This is a genomic window from Vibrio profundum (assembly GCF_050337555.1).
Taxonomy (GTDB): Bacteria; Pseudomonadota; Gammaproteobacteria; order Enterobacterales; family Vibrionaceae; genus Vibrio; species Vibrio profundum.
The window spans coordinates 77702-99320 of the sequence record NZ_JAKJTA010000010.1; the positions used below are offsets into that span (position 1 = coordinate 77702).

Here is a 21619-nt window from a genome sequence, read left to right on the forward strand (position 1 = left end):
ATTAGTGTTATCGATGTATGAGTGAGGGCGAATCTCCGCCCTTGGTGTTTGCTTTCGTTATATGATTGCGGATCAGCGAATGTTTTGTGCTTTTGCCATTGCCATCGCCGCTTTCGGTGCATTCCATAGGGAAGGAAGCAAAATTAGCGAAACGGGAACCGCAGTAATGACGATGAACGACTGCAGCGCTGAAATACCGCCTGAGCCGAGCGTAATCAAGACCAACGTGGTTGCCCCCATCATGATTCCCCAAAATACTCGGAGCATTGGGTTTGGCTCTGTGCTGCCACTGATCACAACGCTGATGGTATAGGTCATTGAGTCACCAGTGGTAACGATAAAGATGGCGGTCAGCACTAAAAACAATACTGAGATGAACGTGGGCAAAGGGAGCTGCTGCGTGATAGCTAATAGGGCACCTTGGATATTTGCTCCTTCTAGCACATGGCTAACACTACCTGGGTTGGCGATTTCTAAGGCTAGGCCGGTTCCACCGACAATTGAGAACCAAAAACAGGTGGCAAGCGGAGCGACAATGCTGATCGCGACCACGAGTTGTCTGATGGTTCGCCCACGCGAGATGCGAGCGATAAAAATTGCCATCATAGGTCCATATCCTAGAAACCACCCCCAGAAGAATAGAGTCCATTGATTGAGCCAAGGTTGGTTGTCTCGATACGTTGCCATAGCAATAAAGTGATCCAGCATGCTGCCCATACCTTGGATATAACCATTGATAATAAAGTTAGTCGGACCAAATATTAAAATGTACGCCATTAGGGACAATGCTAGGATGATATTGTAGCGACTCAATATCTGCATACCACGATTGAGCCCGCTCAGCGCCGATAGAGTGTAAAACGTGATGGAGCACAAAATGATCACCAGCTGCGTGGTGAAACCGTTTGGTAGCTGGAATAGGGTGTGCAATTCCGCACTGATTTGTAAGCCGAGAAAGCCGATAGGTCCGATTGTTCCGGCCGCAACGGCAATGATACAACAAGCATCAGTGAGTGAACCTATGTGTCCGTTGAGTGCTCGATCTCCTAATATAGGAAACAGTAAAGTTCTTGGTTTTAATGGCAAGCCTTTATCGTAATGAAGGTGCATTAATACGATAGCGGTCAAACTGCCGACAATCGACCAAGCTAAAAATCCCCAATGCATAAAAGACTGTGATAAAGCGTTGACGGCAAGCTGTTGGTCGCTGTGAGTAACACTAAAGACAGGCGCCGGATGAATATAATGAGCCACTGGCTCCGCCGCTGCCCAGAATACGCCGCCTCCTGCAAGCAATGAACAAAAGATCATCGCTACCCAGCGAAACGAATCTGTTTCAGGTTTGTCTAGATTCCCTAATTTAACTTGCCCAGTTCGTCCAGCCGCTAAGCCAAGGGCGATGACAAAAGTCAGCAGTAGTAGTAATTGCCAATACGGACCGAACACAGCCACCGACCAAGCAAAACCAGCATTAACCAGTTTCGATAACAGCGTATTGTCGTAAAGGGCGGTGAATACAAACAGGGCAATAAAGCCACCGCTATACCAAAAAACGGGATTGCTTAATCCAAATGAACTGACTTTGGTGCGTGACTCACCGGTCACTTCGTTATCGCTCGATGTTTGACTATTCGATGAGCTGAGAGAAGCGCTTTGGCCACTTTTCACACTAGAATCCAAGGGTGAGGTGTTTACGATGTTGGTTGTGTCAGACATGCTCTAACTCCAGAGGTATGTCTGCCGCCAAAGATGTCTGGCGGAAGACGAGGGGTGGCATATCGGCGGATTATTTTTATTGTGGCCGATATGTTCTATCAAACAAAGATTATGCCGCTGGCGAGAGTCCTTGCGCTAAAAAGCTGAGCCAGTTTCCACCTAATATTTGACTCGCCTCAGACTCGTCGAATCCGTGTTGGATGAGGCCATGGTAAATATTCTCCATGCCTGAGCTACCGCTAAACCAAGGTAATGAGTCTGGCCAACCTGAATTGGTTGCTGAGCCTTCTCCATAATCCATGGCTTTCGACCAGCGACCATTACGCATCCACTCTAAGACTTGTTGAGGCTGGTTTAAGCACAGATCGCTGCCTATCCCTAGGTGCTCAACGCCCACTAAGTCAGCGGTGTCAGCCGCCATTTGGCAGAAGTCGTTTAGAGTGCACTGGCTGCCATTTGGCAAGTGGAATGGGTACAAACTAAAACCAATTAAGCCGCCTCGTGTTGCGAGTGCTTTGATCACCGAGTTGGATTTGTTGCGTTTCGCTGCATGAGCAAAAGTCGGGTTCGCATGGCTAATGCAAATTGGTCGAGATGATAGGTCGATGGCTTCAAGGGTTGAACGTTCTGCGCTATGTGACATGTCGATGATCATGCCAACGCGGTTCATTTCAGCGATAGCTTGTTGGCCAAAGCGGGTGATGCCGGTATCGTTGCTCTCATAGCAACCTGTCGCTAGCAAACTTTGATTGTTATAAGTTAACTGCATGATCAGCAAGCCTTGCTGGCGCATGACTTCAATTAGGCCAATTTCGTCATCAATTGGTGAGCAATTTTGTGCGCCGAGTAAAATACCGACTTTGCCCATCGATTTAGCGGTGTGGATATCTTCCACTGCATGCACAGGCATGATGAGGTCGGCATGCTGTTCAAACAGCAGGTTCCACTGAGCGAAACGAGACAGGGTTTCTCGGGCGTTTTCATGATAAACCAAAGTGGCGTGCACGGCGGTAATACCACTGGCTTTAAGAGTTTGAAAGTATTCACGATCCCAGTTGCAGTACTGCAAGCCATCGATAACGATATTTTGATGGTACATAGCCATTCCTTGATAAAATCTTAGCATGGGGCCTAATGCGTTATGAATTAGGCCCATTTCTATTGAGGTGTAAGTGCTTAGTACGGACGTTGATAGGCAGTTTTTACAACGGTATAGAATTCTTTAGCGTATTGGCCTTGTTCACGTGGGCCGAAGCTGGATGCTTTTCTGCCGCCGAAAGGTACGTGGTAGTCAGTACCTGCGGTTGGAAGGTTAACCATCACGCAGCCAGTTTGTGCTTGTTGTTTGAACATGGCGCTGGTGCGTAGGCTTTGGGTAACAATGCCCGCAGTAAGACCAAAACGAGTATCATTGGCCGTCCAAATCGCTTCTTCTAAGCTGGCGGCTCGAACTACACAAGCCATTGGTGCAAAAACCTCTTCTTGGTTTACTGACCAAGAGTTTTTCGTATTCAGCAGCAAGGTCGGTGACATATAGTAGCCTTCATGTTCGAGGCTTAAACGCTCGCCGCCAACCCCAAGTTCTGCGCCGCTTTGGCTGGCTTTCTCTAACCAAGAGAAGTTTGACTCAAGTTGTTTGTCATCGACGACTGGCCCCATGAAGATGCCATCCTGCAGAGCATGGCCCACTTTTAGCGTGCTCATACGTTGTATTAGAGCATCGACGTATTGGTCGTGGACCTTGTCCATGACCACAAGGCGAGAAGAGGCAGTACATTTTTGGCCTGCGCCAGAGAAAGAACCTGCAATCGTTGCTTCAACAGCGATTTGGATGTCGGCATCGTCGGCAATAACGAGCGCATTTTTACTGCCCATTTCTAATTGGCTACGCACAAAGTTTGGCGCGGTTGCTGCTGCGACTTTACGTCCCGTTTCCACTGAGCCTGTGAAGCTCACACCGCCAATTTCTTTTGAATGAATCAGGGTGTCGCCAACTTGTGAGCCACTACCAAGCACCAAGTTGAAGGTTCCTGCAGGTAGGCCTTGGCGATGAATGATTTCAGTCAAGGCGACGGCGCTGGCTGGGGTCAAATTAGCGGGCTTCCAAACCACGCTGTTGCCGAACGCGAGTGCTGGCGCAATTTTCCATGCGGCAGTCGCGGTTGGGAAATTCCAAGGTGAGATGATTGCGATGACGCCAACGGCTTCGCGGGTCACTTCAACCGTGACACCAGGACGAACTGATTGAGCCGTGTCGCCCATTTGGCGTAATACTTCAGCGGCGAAGTATTGGAAAAACTGCCCAGCTCGGTAAATCTCTCCTCGACCTTCAGTAAATGGCTTACCTTCTTCACTTGATAGTAAAGTGCCCAGTTCATCACACCTTTCGATGAGTTCATCACCGATGGCTTGAAGCACAGTCTGCTTTCGTTCAAGCGGTGTATTTTCCCACTCTGGTTGTGCTTGGTTAGCCGCTGAAATAGCCTGTTGTACTTGTTGTTTACTTGCTTGGGCAAACTCGCCAAGATTTTCATTTATATTCGAAGGGTTTACATTGGTGATCGTGTGATCGCCAGATTGCCATTCACCAGCAATATAGAGAGATTTTTCGGAGTGAACATTTTTTAGTAGAGTCATTTTTTTGTCCTAATAATGGCATCATCGCCTTTCAGTGGGCTCGTTATTCGCTGTCAGAAACGCCCGCGTAAACCACAAATTCAACCAGCATTTCTTCACGTGCTAGGCCTGCAACAACAATCGCAGCGCGATTAGGGAAAGGGGCTTCAAAGTATTGCGCATACATCTCATTGACCACTTTTAAGTGTGAACGGTCAGTCACATAAATCAGGACTTGAAGAACGGAATCCAGCCCTTCTCCTGCACATTCGAGAGTATGGATAAGGTTTTGAAAAACTTGCCGAGTTTGCGCTTCTATTCCGCCATCGACAACGATGCCAGTCTCATTGATAGGAATTTGTGCGGTATATAGGGTGCCGTTATTCACGATTGCCCATTCTAGTGGCGCTTTTGAAGCGAATAGGGCGGTTTTTACAGGCTGTTTATTATTCATCGGATTCACCAAATGTTTTAATTATGTAATGGCAATGTTTTGATGGGGTTAGATACTGCCTTTTGATATTTGATAAATCTAATGGTAAATTTTGTTCACTTGATAAATAAAACTTATCAAATGCGTTTAACTGCGATAGGAAAAGGGCTGTAAGGGAATAGACGATGAGTATTAAGCTGCAACAATTAAATCATTTTGTGATGGTGGTCGAAGAAGGTGGTTTTCGCGCCGCTTCCCAGCGAGCAAACCGCTCTCAGGCGGCTCTGTCGACTTCAATTAAAGAATTAGAAAAGAAATTGGGCCAGTCGCTGTTTGAATCGGGCAACAAATCGACACTTACTTTGTTTGGCGAAGCTTGTTTACCTAAGGTGCTGCAGTTTCTGGATAATTATCGGCGATTGGAAAGTGATCTATATTCGGCAGCAGATGGACAAATAGGCCGAGTCCGCATCGCTAGCGTTCCATCCGTGGCGGCCAAATTATTACCTTCAGTGTTGGCTGAGTTTTGTACGAAGTATCCTCAAGTAGAAGTCAGTTTAATCGATGACAATGCCCACGGGGTTGAGACGAGGTTACTGTCTGGCGAAGTGGATCTGGCCGTGGGGAATCATTCTCATTATGCTGACGCTAACGTGCTTTTTACCCCAATATTATCAGACCCTATCGGCGTGGTGTGTTTAGAGAGTAACGCGCTCGCGCAACATAAAGAAGGCTTGAAATGGCAAGATTTACTGTCCTCTCCTTTTATTAGTAATGGTACGTGTAGGCTACTGGAAGCGACTCCAGCTCGAGTTCTAAGTGATAATGCTTTATACAATATCGAGAACATTACCTCTTTGCTGTCGATATTAGAGCAAGGGATTGGTATTACCACCTTGCCGAAACTCGCCTTGCCCAGTCACACAACTCAATTAATTTGGTTACCACTCGTGGATCCCATGATTCAGCGTCAGATCGGTATCTTCCAATTATCCGAACGGACCCTTTCTCCCCCCGCTCAATTATTTCAGCGATTATGTGTTGAAAAGCTTGGTGGAAACAAAATTGATATCACAGGCAATTGATATGGCAACGATACAATGAAAATACCGAGGTTGTATTTCTGCCCACAATCTTTTAGGTTGAAAGGTATGAAACTGATTTTGAATTGTCTTCACCCCGTTTGTTGTTGCTGTAAATACCAAATTTGCGGCCGGTTTCTGCGCGTTTCGATTTCGATATAGTCCACTAACACAAGAACCCTTTAGGCCGTGATGTTCGCATCTACGGCCTTTTTGCTTTTATAAGGATATGATTTATGTTTAAACCTCAGCCTCAACTAAAGTTGTTCAATACGTTAGACCGCACAGTCAGCGAATTTCAGGCCATTGACGGCACTAACGTCGGTTTATACGCCTGTGGGCCGACCGTATACGATTACGCCCATATTGGTAACTTGCGCACTTACTTGTTTGTCGATGTATTAAAACGGGTGCTGGCTCTGAACGGCTATCAGGTTAATCACGTGATGAACATCACTGATGTCGGTCATTTGGTCTCGGATGGTGACACCGGAGAGGACAAAATGGAAAAGGGATCGCGCTTGCAAGGAAAATCAGCCTGGGATATCGCCAAGTTCTATGAACAAGCTTTTTTTTCTGATTTACAGGCGCTGAATATTGCTGCGCCAAGTCTTACTTGCCGCGCAACCGAGCATATCCGAGAGCAAATTGCCTTTATTAGTTCTTTAGAAAGCCGTGGCTACACCTATCAAACGCGTGATGGTGTGTACTTTGATACCCATCAACTCGCGGACTATGGAAAACTTGCTCAGTTGGATAAAACAGGACTTGCTGCTGGGATTCGGGTTGAGATGGCGGAGAAAAAACAGCCCACCGACTTTGCACTATGGAAATTTAGTGGGGAAAGGCAGAGGCAAATGGAATGGGATAGCCCGTGGGGGAAAGGCTTTCCGGGGTGGCATATTGAATGTTCAGCCATGGCAGAAAAGTATTTAGGTGAGCGTTTCGACATTCATATTGGGGGAGAAGATCACATTGCTGTTCATCACACCAATGAGATTGCACAATGCCAAGCAAAGAATGGGCATGTTCAAGCTAACTATTGGCTGCATGGCTATTTCTTGAAATTAGACAATGAAAAAATATCCAAGTCGGGAGCTTCTCTTTTACTAGAGGATGTGATCAAACATGGGTATGACCCTCTGGCCTATCGCTATTTGACGCTCACTAGTCACTATCGCCGTCAACTTAACTTTAGTTGGCGAAGCTTAGCCAGCGCGCAAAAAACACTGCAACGTTTACGGCAGAAAGCCAGTGCTCTTCCTGATGGCGGCGACATAAATGAGCACTTTCGTGCTCAATTCTTACAGCACGTCAATAACGATTTAAACATGCCTAAGGCTTTAGCTCTGGTATGGGAAGTGTTAGATAGCGATATAGAACCCGCGAGTAAAAAGGCCACGTTACGTTATTTTGATCAGATATTTGGCATTGAACTGGATAAGGTTGCTGAAACTTCCATCCCTGATGAAGTGCTACGGCTCGCTTCTCAGCGATTGACGCTAAAGAAGCAAGGAAACTACGCGCAGGCAGATGAGGTCCGTCAGCGAGTAAAAGAGATGGGCTATCAAATTAACGACCTAGCGGGACCGTCTTTTTCAGTGCAGCTTTTACCCTTGTAGCTTTTATCGGTGTTACTTTACTGATGTCGCATTACCGATTTCGCTTTACTGGTGTAGTTCATAGAGGAAGTGTTCAGTTTAGCACTGTGGTTGTTGCCGGAAGATGAAGAAGTATGGCTATCAAGCTAATTGTCACAGTGCTCAATAATGTTGAGATTAAGATGCTTGCCCCAACCGTATCGGCACAGCTATTTTGGGTGTCGGAGAAGAAATACGCGTTGAGCCCAACGGGCATTGCGGCAATAAGAGTGGCGACTGACGCCCAAAGAGGCCTGAGATCAAATAGGTAACGACTGAATAACCAAACGCACAATGGCAGCACGATCAGTTTGATTAAGCTAATGACGAGGGCTGGCCGCCATTGTTTGCGTAGGCTGTATTGGTAGAGAGAGCCACCTAAGATAAAAAGCGATAATGGCAGCGCAGCTTGGGCGATAAAGGCAAGAGTGTGTTCTATGACCGGAGGAATGGTTATGTGTAATACACGCAGTAAGCTACCCATTAACAGGCTGGCTATCAGCGGGTTGAGGATCAAAGTTCCTCCCACATTGAGAATGCGCGCATTGAGGCTTTTTACGGATGTGGATTGCCATTCAGCCCAAATTATTCCAAGACCAAATACCACCAGCGTGTTGATGGAAAGAAGAATAAAGACAGGCAGTAGAGCACGTTCACCGAGCATGTATAGGCATACCGGAATTCCAACAATGACGGTATTGGAATAAGTTGCGGCGACAGAAAAGGCGCCTTGTTTATTGAGCGGAGTACGCAAGATGCAACGGCTGACGAGATTAGCAAGAACAAACACGATAAACACGCCACAATAATAGGCCGCGAGAAAGTGCCAACTATAGCCGCTGGGTACCGCTAAGGTTGCGGTGTTAATGAAAAGTAGTGTGGGAATGAATACGGTGCGGGTAATTTTGCTCAATGAGCGGTGATTGGTTCGTTTGAGCAGCGCAAATTTTGTGGAGAGATAGCCAAGGCCGATACAAAATAAAATAGGGAGCATGATAGGGTAAACACTCATATCAAGCTCCTAACCTTAATTTAGGCGTGTGGCCTAATAGATGATGGGATTAGCCATTTAAACCTTCAGTGGCTTGCTTATTTTGGATGAGTTCCAACATGTAGCCATCAGGGTCTTTAACGAAGGCGATATGAGTTGTGCCACCTTTGACTGGACCCGGCTCACGGCTGACATTACCGCCAGCTTGTTTGATTGCGTCACAGGTTGAATAGATATCTTCAACACCAACGGCGATATGGCCGAAAGCATTACCATGCTCGTATTCGCTGGTGTCCCAATTGTAGGTGAGCTCAATCACGGCACCTTGAGCTTCGTCGCCATAGCCTAAGAAGGCGAGAGTATATTTATATTCTTTGTTTTCGTTGGTTCTTAACAGCGTCATGCCCATGACGTCGGTGTAGAATTTAATTGAGCGGTCAAGATCGCCAACACGTAACATAGTATGCAGAATGCGTCCGTTAGACATGGTTTACTCCTAGGCCATTAGACCTTAGCTTTCAGGATAAATATTTTCTTTACAATTCTGTTTTTTCAGAGAATTCACAGAGATCTTCAATGATGCAGCTACCACATCTTGGCTTGCGGGCCACGCAAGTGTAGCGCCCATGCAGGATCAGCCAATGATGGACATCTACTTTGAACTCTTTCGGGACCACTTTCAATAGCTTTTGCTCAACCTCATCGACGTTCTTGCCCATCGCGAATTTGGTGCGATTTGAGACGCGAAAAATATGAGTGTCAACGGCAATGGTTGGCCAACCAAAGGCTGTATTTAGCACGACATTGGCAGTCTTACGTCCAACACCCGGCAGAGCTTCCAGTGCGGCGCGATCCTCAGGAATATCTCCAGCATGCTCATCGAGTAAAATGCGGCAGGTTTTGATGACATTTTCAGCTTTCGAGTTAAATAGGCCAATCGTTTTTATGTATTCTTTTACGCCATCAACGCCCAAATCAAATATCGTTTGAGGTGTATTGGCGACAGGGTAGAGCTTGTCAGTGGCTTTGTTGACACTGACGTCCGTCGCTTGAGCAGAAAGCAGCACGGCAATCAATAACTCAAATGGACTCGACCAGTTTAATTCGGTTTCTGGATGAGGGTTTTCATTTCTTAATCGAGTCAAGATCTCGGCGCGTTTGGTATTATTCATTGCGAATCAGGCTCAGTTTGATTATTGGTTTGTCACACGGACACGTTCAATACTTGGTTTTTCCGGTTTGGGTTGGCGCTGCTGCATTTTTTGGTCAATGACGTATTTGAGCGCAATCAACAGGCCTAAACCAATAAAAGCGCCCGGCGGTAAAAGTGCCAGTAAAAAGCTGTTATCGGGATGAAATACAACAATTTTCAACGAGCTAGCCCATTGGCCAAGTAATAAGTTAGCACCGCCAAACAAGGTGCCACTGCCTAGTAATTCTCGCATCGCGCCTAATACCACGAGTACACTGGTCATACCCATTCCCATCCAAAACCCATCTTGAATGGAAGGTAAGACGCGATTTTTTGACGCAAAGGCTTCCGCGCGGCCGATGATGATGCAGTTGGTTACAATCAGTGGAATGAAGATCCCGAGTGACATGTATAAGCCGTAAGCGTAGGCATTCATCAATAGCTGAACGCAGGTAACTAACGCGGCAATGATCATAACAAATACGGGAATACGAATTTCATTTGGCACGTACTCACGAACGAGCGATACAGCAATATTAGACCCGACCAGTACCAACATGGTCGCGATCCCAAGGCCAAGGCCATTAATGACTGACGTTGACACAGCCAGTAGGGGGCACAAGCCAAGGATTTGGACTAAAGCTGGGTTGTTATTCCATAGGCCATTTTTGATTAGCGTCTTATGTTCAGTCATCTTTCGCTCCACAATTCATTGGTTGAGAGAGGATTTTGGCTCGGTTTTGATCGACGAACATCACCGTGTTTTTGATGGCTTTCACCACAGCTCTTGGCGTAATCGTCGCACCAGTGAATTGATCAAATTGGCCGCCGTCTTTTTTCACTTTCCATGTCGGCAGGTTTTGCTCGGTGACTTTTTTTCCGGTAAACGACAAGATCCAGTTTGAGTGGCTTAATTCAATTTTGTCGCCGAGCCCAGGTGTTTCATTTTGTGCCAATACGCGAGTACCAGTAATGGTGCCGTCTTGTTTGATGCCGACGATGATTTTTATTGCGCCGCTGTAGCCGTCCGGCGCGATAGACTCGATGGCCATTGCACTCGGTTTACCGTTTAAAGTGGCAATATACGCTGGCATTGCCTCAGTTGTTCCTAGGGCCGGGTCATTGACTAAGGTACATGATTTGTACAGTTTATTGTCGTGTAACGATGGCGGCACAACTTGGTTGAGGATCGACATGAGATGACGCTGCTCTTGGTGGTTTATTTGATCTTCGGTCAAATAATGGGTTAGGGCAACCAAGCCAGTTGAGACACTGGCAAAAATAGCCAGAACCAGTCCGTTTTTACGAATAGCGTTAATCATAATCAGTGACCGTAAGTGCGAGGTTTTGTGTAGTAATCAATCATAGGGACGCACATGTTTGCGAGGAGTATCGAGAAGGCAACGCCATCGGGAAACCCACCAAAGCTGCGGATGATGAAGACCAAAAAGCCAATAAAAAAGCCGTAGATCAGTCGACCTTTGATTGTCGTTGAGGCAGACACCGGGTCGGTAGCGATAAAGAAAGCGCCAAGCATGGTCGCGCCAGACAAAATATGGATGATTGGTGATGCGGTCCCTCCGGGTGTGAACAGCGTAAATAGCGCCGCTGTAACAAACAGACCCGTAAGAAAACTGACAGGAATATGCCAGCTAATCACACGCAGGCGAATCATCATAAGGCCACCAACTAGGTAGGCCATATTGACCCATTCCCAACCAATGCCAGCTAAGCCATCAAATTGAGGTTGTTTTAGTGCTTCGGAAACCGTGTGTCCACCGTGCAGTGCTGTTTTGAAAGCATCTAATGGCGTGGCCATGGTTACCCCATCAATGCCCGCCCGCACTTGCTGTAAAGAAAGCCCATCTTGAGTGAAATGGCTAAAAATCAACGATAGAGAGTCAATAAAGGAGAGCGGGTCGTTGGATAGTTGGCTGGGCGCAACCCAACTGGTCATTTGTACGGGGAATGAAATCAGTAATACGACGTATGCGACCATTGCAGGATTAAACAAATTTTGTCCAATACCGCCGTAAAGGTGCTTCGCGACAACAATCGCGAAGATTAAGCCAATAGTGACTATCCACCAAGGTGAAAGAGGAGGAATGGAAACGGCTAGCAGCCACGCGGTGACTAATGCGCTGTTGTCGCGTAAGGCCGACATAGGTGGACGTTTGCGCGCCCACATGACTGCCGCTTCAAGCGCGAGAGCCACGATAATCGCGAAGATGACCTGAATAATACTGCCCCAGCCAAAGAAGTAAGTTTGAGCGGTAAGTCCCGGAAGAGCACAAAGTGCCACCCATTTCATCAGGTTAGGGGTGCTGCGCTTACTGTGCGTATGGGGTGAGCTGGCGATAAAAAAGGCCATTACTCTTTCTCCTCGATATCATTGGACGGGTTGGCGTGTCGTGCTTGTTTCTTTGCTTTGGCACGAGCAATTGCGGCGGCGACAGCGGCTTTTTTGTTGTCTTGCTCGTTTGGTTCAATCGTAGTGTCAGCTGGCGCTTGGCTAGCAACCTGCTTTTTGGCTTTTGCGCGAGCTATCGCGGCGGCGACAGCGGCTTTTTTACTGTCTTGCTCGCTTGACTCGGCAGCTGTGTCAGCAGGTGCTTGGTTAGCGGCTTGCTTCTTGGCTTTTGCGCGGGCAATCGCAGCGGCGACGGCGGCTTTCTTGTTGTCTTGTTCGCTTGGCTCGGCAGCCGTGTCAGCTGGTGCTTGGCTAGCGGCTTGCTTCTTGGCTTTTGCGCGGGCAATCGCAGCGGCGACGGCGGCTTTCTTGTTGTCTTGTTCGCTTGGCTCGGTAGCCGTGTCAGCAGGTGCTTGGTTAGCGGCTTGCTTCTTGGCTTTTGCGCGGGCAATCGCAGCGGCGACGGCGGCTTTCTTGTTGTCTTGTTCGCTTGGCTCGGCAGCTGTGTCAGCAGGTGCTTGGTTAGCGGCTTGCTTCTTGGCTTTTGCGCGGGCAATCGCAGCAGCGACGGCGGCTTTCTTGTTGTCTTGTTCGCTTGGCTCGGCAGCCGTGTCAGCTGGTGCTTGGCTAGCGGCTTGCTTCTTGGCTTTTGCACGGGCAATTGCGGCGGCGACAGCGGCTTTCTTGCTGTCTTGCTCGCTTGGCTCAGCAGCTGTATCAGCTGGCGCTTGGCTAGCTACCTGCTTTTTGGCTTTGGCGCGAGCAATTGCGGCGGCGACAGCGTCTTTTTTGCTATCTTGTTTGCTGGGTTCAGCGGCGGCGTCAGCTGATGATTGGCTAGCAGCCTGTTTCTTGGCTTTAGCGCGAGCAATGGCCGCAGCCACAGCGTCTATCTTTTCGTCTTTGTTACGGGGCTCTTCCACAGTCGCATTGGACGTTTCAGCTTCTGCTTTTCTCTCTCTAGCGAGTCGCTTGCGCTCCGCTCGGAGTTTCGACATTTCGGTATTGTCAGGCTCGTTACCTGCTTGAAGTGCAGCAGCTTGCTGCGCTTTTGCGCGAGCGATGGCTGCTGCTACTGCGGGTTTTTGTTGTTGCGGTTTGGTCTGGTCTTTTTGAGATTTGACTCGAGCGATGGCTGCCGCGATCGCATCGTCACCAGCAGGTGTTTTCATCTCTTGACGACGTTTGTTGGCTGCGTCTTTGAAGCGATTTTCTCGCGCTGCTTTGTCGCGTTCCAGTCGGGCTTTTTTCTCCTCGAAGCGTAGGCGAGCTCGTTCTGCTGCTTCTGTTTCTTCTTTGCGTACCCGAATTTCTGCTTTGGCTTGGCGGTAATATTGAACCAGTGGGATTTCACTTGGACAAACGTAAGCACATGCGCCGCACTCGATACAGTCTTTGAGATGTAGCTCTTCACACTTATCGTATTCTTCTGCTTTGGCATGCCATTGTAGTTGCTGTGGTAGCAGTGACGCTGGGCAAGCATCTGAGCACTGGCCGCAGCGAATGCAGGCCATTTCATACTGGCTTGGGCTAATTTCCTTGCGGCTTGGCGCTAAAATGCAGTTGGTTGTTTTGGTTAGCGGCACGCCAGCATGAGGGAGGGTGAATCCCATCATTGGTCCGCCCAAAATTAGCCGCGGCGACTTTTTTTCTTCTTTGTATTCAAATTCATTCAGCAGGCCGTCAATTGGTGTGCCAATTAATGCCCAGATGTTGCGGGGTGTTTTAAAGGCTTTGCCTGTTAGGGTAACCAAACGATTGATCAAGGGCTCTCCGTCACACACCGCCTTGTGTATGGCGTAAAGCGACCCTACGTTTTGAACCAAAATGCCGATATCTGCTGGGATACGGCCATTTGGAACTTCTTTGTTGGTTAAGATCTTTATCAGCTGCTTTTCGCCGCCCGATGGATATTTGGTCGGGATAACGCGAATGACCAAATCTTTGTCTTTGGCTGCGTTTTGAAGCGCACTCACCGCTTCCGGCTTGTTATCTTCGATCCCTATGATGGTGAGCTTGGGCTTTAAGATGTGTTCGACAATACTGATGCCATCAATGATTTCGTTTGCGTAGTGGCGCATCAACATGTCATCTGAAGTGATGTAGGGCTCACATTCGGCGGCGTTCACGATCAGTATCTCGGTGCGAGCGAGCCCAGATTGCACTTTTTTGGCGGTGGGAAAACCAGCACCGCCCATTCCAGAGATTCCAGCTTGGCGGATTATTTCGATAAGCTCATCGGGTGAACGTTGGGCATAGTCTGCACAAGGGCTAAGAGGAACCCATTGGTCCTTGCCATCGGGCTGGAGAATAATGCAAGTTTCGCTTAACCCAGATGGGTGTGCGATGGTTCTTGGCTCAATGGCAGTCACGGTTCCTGAGGTTGGTGCATGGACCGGTAGCATAAAGCTAGTGTCGTATTGAGTGAGAGGTTGCCCTTTGAGCACCTTATCACCAGCCTCTACCACTAAGTTGCCCGGATGGCCGATATGTTGCTTAAGCGGCAAAACTATTTCATTCGGTAGCGAAGCACTGACGATGGAGGCCTGAGTAGATTGGCGCTTATTCTCCGGTGGGTGAATGCCTCCCGGGAAGTCCCACATCGCGCCAGTTTTGATTTGTTCAATTAACGACTGCATGATTATCCTTCGCTGGCATGTTTGGAGCTATTTGATGAGGCGATGTCGGTCACGTCGACGGAGGCAATTTGGTTTAACTGCCATTTCCAATTGTCGGTTGTTGTGGTGACTGGAATCATTTCAATACAGTCGGTCGGGCAGGGGGAAACACATAAGTCGCAGCCGGTACATTCATCTTTAATGACAGTATGTAAAGCTTTGGTACCCCCGACGATGGCATCTACTGGGCAGGCTTGAATACATTTAGTACAGCCGATGCACATGTCTTCATGAATGTAGGCCACTTTCTTGACAGCATCAGAGAGGTCATGTGCGGATTCCTCGGCTTCAACACCCATAAGATCCGCCAGTTTTTCGATTGTCGCTTGGCCACCCGGTGGACATTTATTAATTTTGTCACCGCCCGCAATCGCTTCAGCGTAGGGGCGACAGCCAGGATAGCCACATTGACCGCATTGAGTCTGTGGTAAAATTTGGTCGATTTGCTCGACGATAGGGTCAGATTCGACTTTAAAGCGAATAGAAGCGAAGCCTAATACGGCACCGAAAATTGCCGCGAGCGCGGCTAAGGCCAAAATGGCCAATAAAATCGAGCTCATTACAACTTCACCAATCCAGTGAAGCCCATAAAGGCGAGCGACATAAGACCTGCGGTGATCATAGCAATCGAGGCCCCTTTAAATGGCGCAGGAACATCGGCGGCCGCAATGCGTTCTCGCATCGAAGCGAATAAAATCAACACTAAAGAAAAACCAGCAGCGGCGCTAAAGCCATACACGATCGACTGAATGAAGTTGTGGTTTTCGTTGATGTTCAACAATGCGACGCCCAAAACGGCGCAGTTGGTCGTGATAAGCGGTAAGAAAATGCCGAGTAGACGATATAAAGTAGGGCTGGTTTTATGCACCACCATTTCGGTAAATTGCACCACAACTGCGATGACAAGGATGAAGCTCATCGTCCGCAAGTAATCGAGGCCAAGAGGGCGAAGGATATAGCTTTCAACTAGATAAGAGCAAACCGACGCTAAGGTGATCACGAAGGTCGTTGCTAGCCCCATGCCAATGGCGGTTTCTAGTTTTTTCGACACGCCCATGAACGGGCAGAGTCCCAAGAATTTTACGAGTACAAAGTTGTTGACTAGGACGGTGCCGACCATCAACAAAAAATATTCGGTCATAGTAGTTAAGTGTTAACGTTTCGATTGTAATATTATCGTGTTTCACTCAACCAATAACAACCACGCATTAATAGGGTTTTATGAGTAAGGCTGCTCACCACATTTTAAACAGCATTGCGATGGGCACTTATCTACGAATTGCATGGTTGTCGAGTTAAGCAAATTCCGTTTGTTGTTCAAGCATAAGCAAAAAATCCACCTTAGTCAGGCGAACATGCCAATTTCAAATCGCAAATACGAAGAAGGCCCATCCTAAAGAATGGGCCTTCAAAATTTGGCTCCCCCTGCGGGACTCGAACCTGCGACATACGGATTAACAGTCCGCCGTTCTACCAACTGAACTAAGGGGGAATTGCTTAAAGCGGGGCGAATACTAGCGCCCTGATAAAACGATGTCAACACAGGAATAAGGATTAAAATTAAAAATATAAATCAACAAAATACCTTTACTTTCCGTTAGAGCTTGCAGTTATTGGCCTTGGGTTACTTATCCACTAAATTTGTGGATAACCATGTTGGTTACAAGTTGAAATCGTTTGATTACAAAGAATTTTGGGGTATTTCTGATTGTTTCGTGTTTATATCTAATTGATTGTTATGAGGTAAACTAAGATTTCTACAGGTTGCTGTAATTTTTGTTCGGGAAGGTGGCAATCTGACGTTTGATGTCGTGAGTAAATGCGGTGACAATATACTCAAGTCGGTAGGGTTTCGATATATGCGGGTAAATAGCTGGAGTAATTATGAAAAAAGTATTCGATTTGGTGTCTGACTACCAGCCTGCGGGGGATCAGCCGCAAGCCATTGAGCAATTGCTTGATGGATTGGATTCGGGGCTAGCGCATCAAACATTACTTGGGGTCACGGGTTCAGGTAAGACGTTTACATTAGCGAATGTGATTGCGACAGCCCAGAGGCCTGCGATTATTCTGGCGCCGAATAAGACTCTAGCCGCTCAGCTCTATGGTGAGATGAAGTCGTTTTTCCCCAATAACGCGGTGGAATATTTTGTCTCGTATTACGATTACTATCAGCCTGAAGCTTATGTGCCGACGACTGATACCTTCATTGAGAAGGATTCCTCGGTTAATGCGCATATTGAGCAAATGCGTCTTTCTGCGACCAAAGCATTGTTGGAAAGAGAGGATGCCATCATCGTGGCTTCAGTTTCAGCGATTTATGGCCTTGGCGATCCGCAATCTTATTTGAAAATGATGCTGCACGTGAGTCGCGGCGATATGATAAATCAACGTGATATAATACGCCGCTTGGCAGAAATTCAATATTCGCGCAATGATGTGACGTTTGAGCGTGGCCAATTTAGGGTGCGCGGAGAAGTGATTGATGTCTTTCCGGCGGAATCAGAGCAAGATGCAGTACGAATTGAGATGTTCGATGATGAGATTGAATGTATCAGTTTGTTCGATCCGCTGACAGGCGCTATCAAGCAGCGCGATCTTCCTCGGTTTACCATCTACCCCAAAACTCACTATGTCGCTCCGCGTGAGCGTATTTTAGAGGCAATAGAAAAGATTCGTGAAGAGCTGGAAGGGCGAGTCAGTTATCTTAAAAATAACAACAAGTTATTGGAAGAACAGAGGATCAGTCAGCGCACACAGTTTGATCTAGAAATGATGATGGAACTGGGCTTTTGTTCAGGGATCGAAAACTACTCCCGTCATTTGAGCGGGCGTTCTGAAGGTGAGCCTCCACCCACTCTGTTTGATTATCTGCCCAAAGATGGTTTATTGGTCATTGATGAGTCACACGTCACCGTGCCGCAAATTGGTGCGATGTTTAAGGGAGATCGTTCTCGTAAAGAGACATTGGTGGAGTTTGGTTTCCGTCTTCCTTCTGCTTTAGACAATCGCCCGCTTAAGTTTGATGAATTTGAGGCTTTGGCGCCGCAGACCATTTTTGTCTCAGCAACGCCGGGCCATTATGAATTAGATAAGTCACAAGATGACGTCGCGGATCAGGTTGTTCGCCCGACTGGCCTGCTTGATCCTGAACTGGAAGTTCGCCCTGTTTCGACTCAGGTGGATGATTTGTTGTCGGAAATTCGCTTGCGTAGCCAGCGCGATGAGCGAGTTCTCGTGACCACACTCACCAAACGAATGGCGGAAGATCTGACTGAATATCTAACCGAACATGATGTGAAGGTGCGTTATCTGCATTCAGACATTGACACGATAGAGCGGGTGGAAATCATTCGAGATTTACGTCTCGGCGAGTTCGATGTCTTAGTTGGTATTAACTTGTTGCGAGAAGGCTTAGATATGCCGGAAGTGTCGTTGGTGGCGATTTTAGATGCGGATAAAGAAGGCTTCTTACGTTCAGAGCGGTCGTTAATCCAAACCATTGGCCGGGCGGCCCGTAATTTAGAGGGTAAGGCGATACTCTATGCAGACTCAGTAACGAAATCGATGAAAAAGGCGATGGATGAAACCGAACGCCGCCGTGGAAAACAGCAAGCGCATAATGAGGCCATAGGCGTTGAGCCAACAGCGCTGAAGCGGAACGTGCAAGACATTATGGAGCTGGGTGATATCGCTAAGGGTAAAAAGCGGAAGTCGAACCAAGCGGTTCCGTTATCTAAAGTGGCCGAATCATCTCAATCTTACTATGGAACGCTTTCGCCTCAGCAGTTAGACAAAGAGATCAGTAAGCTCGAAGCGGCGATGTATAAACATGCGCAGGATTTAGAATTTGAGTTGGCGGCCCAGAAACGCGATGAAATAGAAACGTTGCGTAAGCAATTTATCGTCAATAGTTGAGCACCTAAAATAATAGTTGAGCACATAAAAAAATGGCCAATAGAAACGACATCTATTGGCTCATATGTGTGAAAACTAAGTTCACTAACAACGTCAGTTGGCTAGGTAACCCGTTAGGGTTAGCTTTAGTTATCGCATATAGCGTGCCAATAAATTTTCGTTTATTTATCAAGCAGCTTGTATTTTTCACTCAAAATGACTTTGCAAAGTGCGAATCTTAATGCAATTATTTACACAAATTGCAACGCATTGTGGCTAGGCTATGCAACAAACAACTCCAGACCAAAAAAGAAAGTATTTATTGATGGTTGAAGATACTGCGTCCGTCGCATTATTGTATCGTTCATACCTGACTCCCTTAGACATAGATATCAATATTGTTGGTACCGGTCGTGATGCTATCGATAGCGTTGGAGCGTGTCGGCCAGACTTGATATTACTTGATCTACGCCTACCTGATATGACCGGAATGGACGTTTTGTTTGCCGTGAAACAAACTTACCCGGATGTGCCCGTTATCTTCATGACGGCGCACGGGTCGATTGATATTGCGGTTGAAGCAATGCGGCACGGTGCTCAAGACTTCCTCATCAAACCGTGTGAAGCCGATAGGTTGCGTGTCACCGTTAACAATGCTATTCGTAAAGCTAGCAAACTTAAAACAGACGCTGGTAATGCTAAATACCAAGGTTTCATTGGCAGTAGCCAAAATATGCAAGCAGTGTATCGGACAATCGATTCTGCTGCATCGAGTAAAGCCAGTATTTTTATTACGGGTGAAAGTGGTACGGGCAAAGAAGTGTGCGCCGAAGCGATTCATGCGGCGAGCAAGCGCGGTGATAAGCCTTTTATTGCAATTAACTGCGCAGCTATTCCCAAAGATTTGATTGAAAGTGAGCTGTTTGGCCATGTGAAAGGGGCGTTTACAGGGGCAGCAACAGATCGTCAAGGAGCCGCAGAATTGGCTGATGGCGGGACCTTGTTTTTGGATGAGTTATGCGAGATGGATTTGGATCTGCAAACCAAGCTATTGCGATTTATTCAAACGGGTACCTTTCAAAAGGTAGGCTCATCGAAAATGAAGAGCGTCGATGTTCGATTTGTATGTGCGACGAACCGTGACCCATGGAAGGAAGTGCAAGAAGGTCGTTTCCGAGAAGATCTCTACTATCGTCTATATGTGATACCTCTGCATCTACCGCCTTTGAGAGAAAGAGGGGAAGATGTTATCGAAATCGCTTATTCTTTATTAGGCTATATGTCTAACGAAGAAGGGAAAGATTTCATTCGCCTAACCCCTGAAGTGGTAGAGAAGTTTAACCGCTATGAGTGGCCGGGCAATGTTCGTCAATTGCAAAATGTGTTGCGTAATGTGGTGGTGCTAAACGATGGCAAGGAAATTGCCTATAACATGCTTCCTCCTCCTCTGAATCAAATGAGCGACAATCAGATTCGAGTAAAAATGGAGGAAAAAGATAATGTTAGCGTGCAAGATATTTTCCCGTTATGGCTCACCGAAAAAATGGCGATTGAGCAAGCTATTGCGGCTTGTGACGGTAATATCCCTAAAGCCGCTGGATATCTTGATGTGAGTCCATCAACTATTTATCGCAAGCTACAAGCGTGGAATTCGAAGGAAGAACAAAATGGCGTTGGAATTGCTAAATCAAAGCAAAATTGATCGATTGTCGTCTGAAGTCGGCCAAGAGAACGTGGCGACGTTACTCAACATCTTTCTTGGTGAGTTAGATGATTATATTAATCATTTATCTACAGATGCATCCGACGACATACATGAATATTTAAAGCACATTAGTCACGCACTAAAAAGTAGTGCGGCGAGCTTTGGTGCCGACGCACTCTGTGGAACGGCGACAGCGATTGATTCTAAAGCGAAAACTGGGGTTGTATTAGAGCAATCGGTCGACGGACAGGAATTGCTCGTGGTATTACAAACGACCTATCGACGTTACCAAGAGCTATCGGCGTAACTGCTTTTCTATAACTTCCTGTAGTTTAGCCCTATCGTGGCGCCAAGCTCTGTTTGGCGAGGCTAAGTCGACATTTAGACACTGCCACTCGGCGGCTATTTCTGTGTAATCGTCTTCGCCAATCACGGCATCTATCTTTCGGGCCTGGCATGCCCGCTCACACCATTCCAGCTTTTGCTTCAATGGCATTATGCTGGCTGGGCCTTTTTCTGGGGCCAAGTTATCTATAAAGATCAGCTTCGCATTTTGATTGCGCGCGATAGCGTGGCCTATATCTGGAAGTAGAAGAGGGGGCATAATACTGGTTAAAAAGCTTCCCGGCCCTAACACAATGCAATCGGCTTGTTCGACTGCCGTCACACCTTCTGAAGTCGCGGGGACCTCTGGGTCTAAGTCGAGGCGTCTTAACGGCTGATTCATTTCGTCAATATTGGTCTCTCCAGTGACCGATTGACCATCGACTGATAAGGCCGTCAAATCGGTTGGGTGTTCTGACATCGGAATAATATTGACGCTGACTTTTAGCATATCTCGAATCAAATTAATGGCGTCTAGTGGCCGAACTGATAAATTGTCTAATGAAGTGAGCATAAGGTTGCCGAGGTTATGGCCTGACAGCTCGCCGTTGCCTTTAAATCGATACTCAAACATCATAGAGCTGATCGAGGGCTCGGTGATCAACTGGTTAATACAATTTCGGGTGTCTCCCCATGCGATTCCTCCAAGGCTATCTCGAATCCGGCCTGTTGAACCACCATTATCTGTGGTGGTGACAATTCCCGTCGCATTGGAACCAAAATCTTTGAGTGCGGACAGAACGCGCCCTAGGCCATGACCGCCGCCGATGGCGACTACTTTTTTGGTTGAATATAAAGTCATCTATGTGTTCTCTACAGGCCCCGTGAATAGCATTTAAATTGGTGTGAGCATTCCCTTAGAACGTGATAAATGC

Annotated in this window: 19 protein-coding genes and 1 tRNA gene; 5 read left to right on the top strand and 15 right to left on the bottom strand. The window is 47.2% G+C overall.

Going from position 1 to position 21619, the window contains the following annotated elements:
• Positions 1 to 72: 72 nt before the first annotated feature.
• The 4 genes from L4C34_RS11095 to L4C34_RS11110 form a co-directional block, all read right to left on the bottom strand.
• Positions 73 to 1716 carry a BCCT family transporter gene (locus tag L4C34_RS11095; RefSeq protein ID WP_428789402.1) on the bottom strand — a complete coding sequence of 548 codons (1644 nt, stop codon included), beginning with the start codon at positions 1714 to 1716 and terminating at the stop codon, positions 73 to 75.
• Positions 1717 to 1825: 109 nt separating this feature from the next.
• Positions 1826 to 2815, bottom strand: coding sequence for a membrane dipeptidase (locus L4C34_RS11100; RefSeq protein WP_428789403.1), 990 nt, complete (start codon positions 2813 to 2815; stop codon positions 1826 to 1828).
• Positions 2816 to 2892: 77 nt separating this feature from the next.
• Positions 2893 to 4353, bottom strand: coding sequence for an aldehyde dehydrogenase family protein (locus L4C34_RS11105; protein WP_428789404.1), 1461 nt, complete (start codon positions 4351 to 4353; stop codon positions 2893 to 2895).
• Between the two features lie 43 nt (positions 4354 to 4396).
• Positions 4397 to 4786 (bottom strand): RidA family protein, encoded by a 390-nt coding sequence (locus tag L4C34_RS11110; RefSeq protein WP_428789405.1) that lies wholly within the window; start codon positions 4784 to 4786, stop codon positions 4397 to 4399.
• A gap of 164 nt (positions 4787 to 4950) precedes the next feature.
• Here L4C34_RS11110 and L4C34_RS11115 point away from each other — a divergent pair, with 164 nt between their 5' ends.
• Together L4C34_RS11115 and cysS are read left to right on the top strand one after the other, a co-directional pair.
• Complete coding sequence (locus L4C34_RS11115; RefSeq protein ID WP_428789406.1) at positions 4951 to 5850, top strand: LysR family transcriptional regulator; 900 nt, start codon at positions 4951 to 4953, stop codon at positions 5848 to 5850.
• 233 nt (positions 5851 to 6083) lie between these two features.
• Positions 6084 to 7469: a cysteine--tRNA ligase gene (gene cysS / locus L4C34_RS11120; RefSeq protein ID WP_428789407.1), complete on the top strand. Its 1386-nt coding sequence runs from the start codon at positions 6084 to 6086 to the stop codon at positions 7467 to 7469.
• A 73-nt stretch (positions 7470 to 7542) separates the two neighbouring features.
• Here cysS and L4C34_RS11125 read toward each other — a convergent pair whose 3' ends face one another.
• The 10 genes from L4C34_RS11125 to L4C34_RS11170 form a co-directional block, all read right to left on the bottom strand.
• Entirely contained in the window at positions 7543 to 8499 is a 957-nt protein-coding gene (locus L4C34_RS11125) for an AEC family transporter (protein ID WP_428789408.1), read from the bottom strand.
• Positions 8500 to 8548: 49 nt separating this feature from the next.
• The gene (gene gloA, locus L4C34_RS11130) at positions 8549 to 8965 is read right to left on the bottom strand and encodes a lactoylglutathione lyase (RefSeq protein WP_428789409.1); all 417 of its coding nucleotides are present in this window, start codon (positions 8963 to 8965) and stop codon (positions 8549 to 8551) included.
• A gap of 49 nt (positions 8966 to 9014) precedes the next feature.
• Positions 9015 to 9650, bottom strand: coding sequence for an endonuclease III (gene nth, locus L4C34_RS11135; RefSeq protein WP_428789410.1), 636 nt, complete (start codon positions 9648 to 9650; stop codon positions 9015 to 9017).
• 21 nt (positions 9651 to 9671) lie between these two features.
• A complete protein-coding gene (locus L4C34_RS11140) occupies positions 9672 to 10364 on the bottom strand; it encodes an electron transport complex subunit E (RefSeq protein ID WP_428789411.1) in 693 nt (230 codons plus the stop codon).
• Positions 10357 to 10992 carry an electron transport complex subunit RsxG gene (gene rsxG, locus L4C34_RS11145; protein WP_428789412.1) on the bottom strand — a complete coding sequence of 212 codons (636 nt, stop codon included), beginning with the start codon at positions 10990 to 10992 and terminating at the stop codon, positions 10357 to 10359. The genes L4C34_RS11140 and rsxG overlap by 8 nt, the downstream gene beginning before the upstream one ends.
• A 2-nt stretch (positions 10993 to 10994) precedes the next feature.
• Complete coding sequence (gene rsxD / locus L4C34_RS11150; protein WP_428789413.1) at positions 10995 to 12041, bottom strand: electron transport complex subunit RsxD; 1047 nt, start codon at positions 12039 to 12041, stop codon at positions 10995 to 10997.
• Positions 12041 to 14719, bottom strand: coding sequence for an electron transport complex subunit RsxC (gene rsxC / locus L4C34_RS11155; protein ID WP_428789414.1), 2679 nt, complete (start codon positions 14717 to 14719; stop codon positions 12041 to 12043). The genes rsxD and rsxC overlap by 1 nt, the downstream gene beginning before the upstream one ends.
• A 2-nt stretch (positions 14720 to 14721) precedes the next feature.
• The gene (gene rsxB, locus L4C34_RS11160; protein ID WP_428789415.1) at positions 14722 to 15318 is read right to left on the bottom strand and encodes an electron transport complex subunit RsxB; all 597 of its coding nucleotides are present in this window, start codon (positions 15316 to 15318) and stop codon (positions 14722 to 14724) included.
• Positions 15318 to 15899, bottom strand: a complete 582-nt coding sequence (rsxA, locus tag L4C34_RS11165; protein WP_428789416.1) for an electron transport complex subunit RsxA — start codon at positions 15897 to 15899, stop codon at positions 15318 to 15320. Before rsxA ends, rsxB begins: the two co-directional genes overlap by 1 nt.
• 275 nt (positions 15900 to 16174) lie before the next feature.
• Positions 16175 to 16250 (bottom strand) — tRNA-Asn (locus L4C34_RS11170).
• 392 nt (positions 16251 to 16642) lie between these two features.
• Here L4C34_RS11170 and uvrB point away from each other — a divergent pair.
• The 3 genes from uvrB (at position 16643) to luxU (ending at position 20667) form a co-directional block, all read left to right on the top strand.
• The gene (gene uvrB, locus L4C34_RS11175) at positions 16643 to 18676 is read left to right on the top strand and encodes an excinuclease ABC subunit UvrB (RefSeq protein WP_428789417.1); all 2034 of its coding nucleotides are present in this window, start codon (positions 16643 to 16645) and stop codon (positions 18674 to 18676) included.
• 262 nt (positions 18677 to 18938) lie between these two features.
• Complete coding sequence (gene luxO / locus L4C34_RS11180) at positions 18939 to 20357, top strand: quorum-sensing sigma-54 dependent transcriptional regulator LuxO (RefSeq protein WP_428789418.1); 1419 nt, start codon at positions 18939 to 18941, stop codon at positions 20355 to 20357.
• Positions 20323 to 20667 carry a quorum-sensing phosphorelay protein LuxU gene (gene luxU, locus L4C34_RS11185; RefSeq protein WP_428789419.1) on the top strand — a complete coding sequence of 115 codons (345 nt, stop codon included), beginning with the start codon at positions 20323 to 20325 and terminating at the stop codon, positions 20665 to 20667. Before luxO ends, luxU begins: the two co-directional genes overlap by 35 nt.
• On the opposite strand, the gene yvcK is transcribed toward luxU, so the two are convergent.
• A complete protein-coding gene (yvcK, locus tag L4C34_RS11190; protein WP_428789420.1) occupies positions 20656 to 21546 on the bottom strand; it encodes a uridine diphosphate-N-acetylglucosamine-binding protein YvcK in 891 nt (296 codons plus the stop codon). The two genes, luxU and yvcK, sit on opposite strands and share 12 nt — an antisense overlap.
• Positions 21547 to 21619 lie beyond the last annotated feature (73 nt).

Bases quoted from the DNA above. Each gene is read 5' to 3' on its own strand.
- L4C34_RS11095 (WP_428789402.1), bottom strand. From the start codon at position 1,716: ATGTCTGACACAACCAACATCGTAAACACCTCACCCTTGGATTCTAGT.
- L4C34_RS11100 (WP_428789403.1), bottom strand. From the start codon at position 2,815: ATGTACCATCAAAATATCGTTATCGATGGCTTGCAGTACTGCAACTGG.
- L4C34_RS11105 (WP_428789404.1), bottom strand. From the start codon at position 4,353: ATGACTCTACTAAAAAATGTTCACTCCGAAAAATCTCTCTATATTGCT.
- L4C34_RS11110 (WP_428789405.1), bottom strand. From the start codon at position 4,786: ATGAATAATAAACAGCCTGTAAAAACCGCCCTATTCGCTTCAAAAGCG.
- L4C34_RS11115 (WP_428789406.1), top strand. From the start codon at position 4,951: ATGAGTATTAAGCTGCAACAATTAAATCATTTTGTGATGGTGGTCGAA.
- cysS (WP_428789407.1), top strand. From the start codon at position 6,084: ATGTTTAAACCTCAGCCTCAACTAAAGTTGTTCAATACGTTAGACCGC.
- L4C34_RS11125 (WP_428789408.1), bottom strand. From the start codon at position 8,499: ATGAGTGTTTACCCTATCATGCTCCCTATTTTATTTTGTATCGGCCTT.
- gloA (WP_428789409.1), bottom strand. From the start codon at position 8,965: ATGTCTAACGGACGCATTCTGCATACTATGTTACGTGTTGGCGATCTT.
- nth (WP_428789410.1), bottom strand. From the start codon at position 9,650: ATGAATAATACCAAACGCGCCGAGATCTTGACTCGATTAAGAAATGAA.
- L4C34_RS11140 (WP_428789411.1), bottom strand. From the start codon at position 10,364: ATGACTGAACATAAGACGCTAATCAAAAATGGCCTATGGAATAACAAC.
- rsxG (WP_428789412.1), bottom strand. From the start codon at position 10,992: ATGATTAACGCTATTCGTAAAAACGGACTGGTTCTGGCTATTTTTGCC.
- rsxD (WP_428789413.1), bottom strand. From the start codon at position 12,041: ATGGCCTTTTTTATCGCCAGCTCACCCCATACGCACAGTAAGCGCAGC.
- rsxC (WP_428789414.1), bottom strand. From the start codon at position 14,719: ATGCAGTCGTTAATTGAACAAATCAAAACTGGCGCGATGTGGGACTTC.
- rsxB (WP_428789415.1), bottom strand. From the start codon at position 15,318: ATGAGCTCGATTTTATTGGCCATTTTGGCCTTAGCCGCGCTCGCGGCA.
- rsxA (WP_428789416.1), bottom strand. From the start codon at position 15,899: ATGACCGAATATTTTTTGTTGATGGTCGGCACCGTCCTAGTCAACAAC.
- uvrB (WP_428789417.1), top strand. From the start codon at position 16,643: ATGAAAAAAGTATTCGATTTGGTGTCTGACTACCAGCCTGCGGGGGAT.
- luxO (WP_428789418.1), top strand. From the start codon at position 18,939: ATGCAACAAACAACTCCAGACCAAAAAAGAAAGTATTTATTGATGGTT.
- luxU (WP_428789419.1), top strand. From the start codon at position 20,323: ATGGCGTTGGAATTGCTAAATCAAAGCAAAATTGATCGATTGTCGTCT.
- yvcK (WP_428789420.1), bottom strand. From the start codon at position 21,546: ATGACTTTATATTCAACCAAAAAAGTAGTCGCCATCGGCGGCGGTCAT.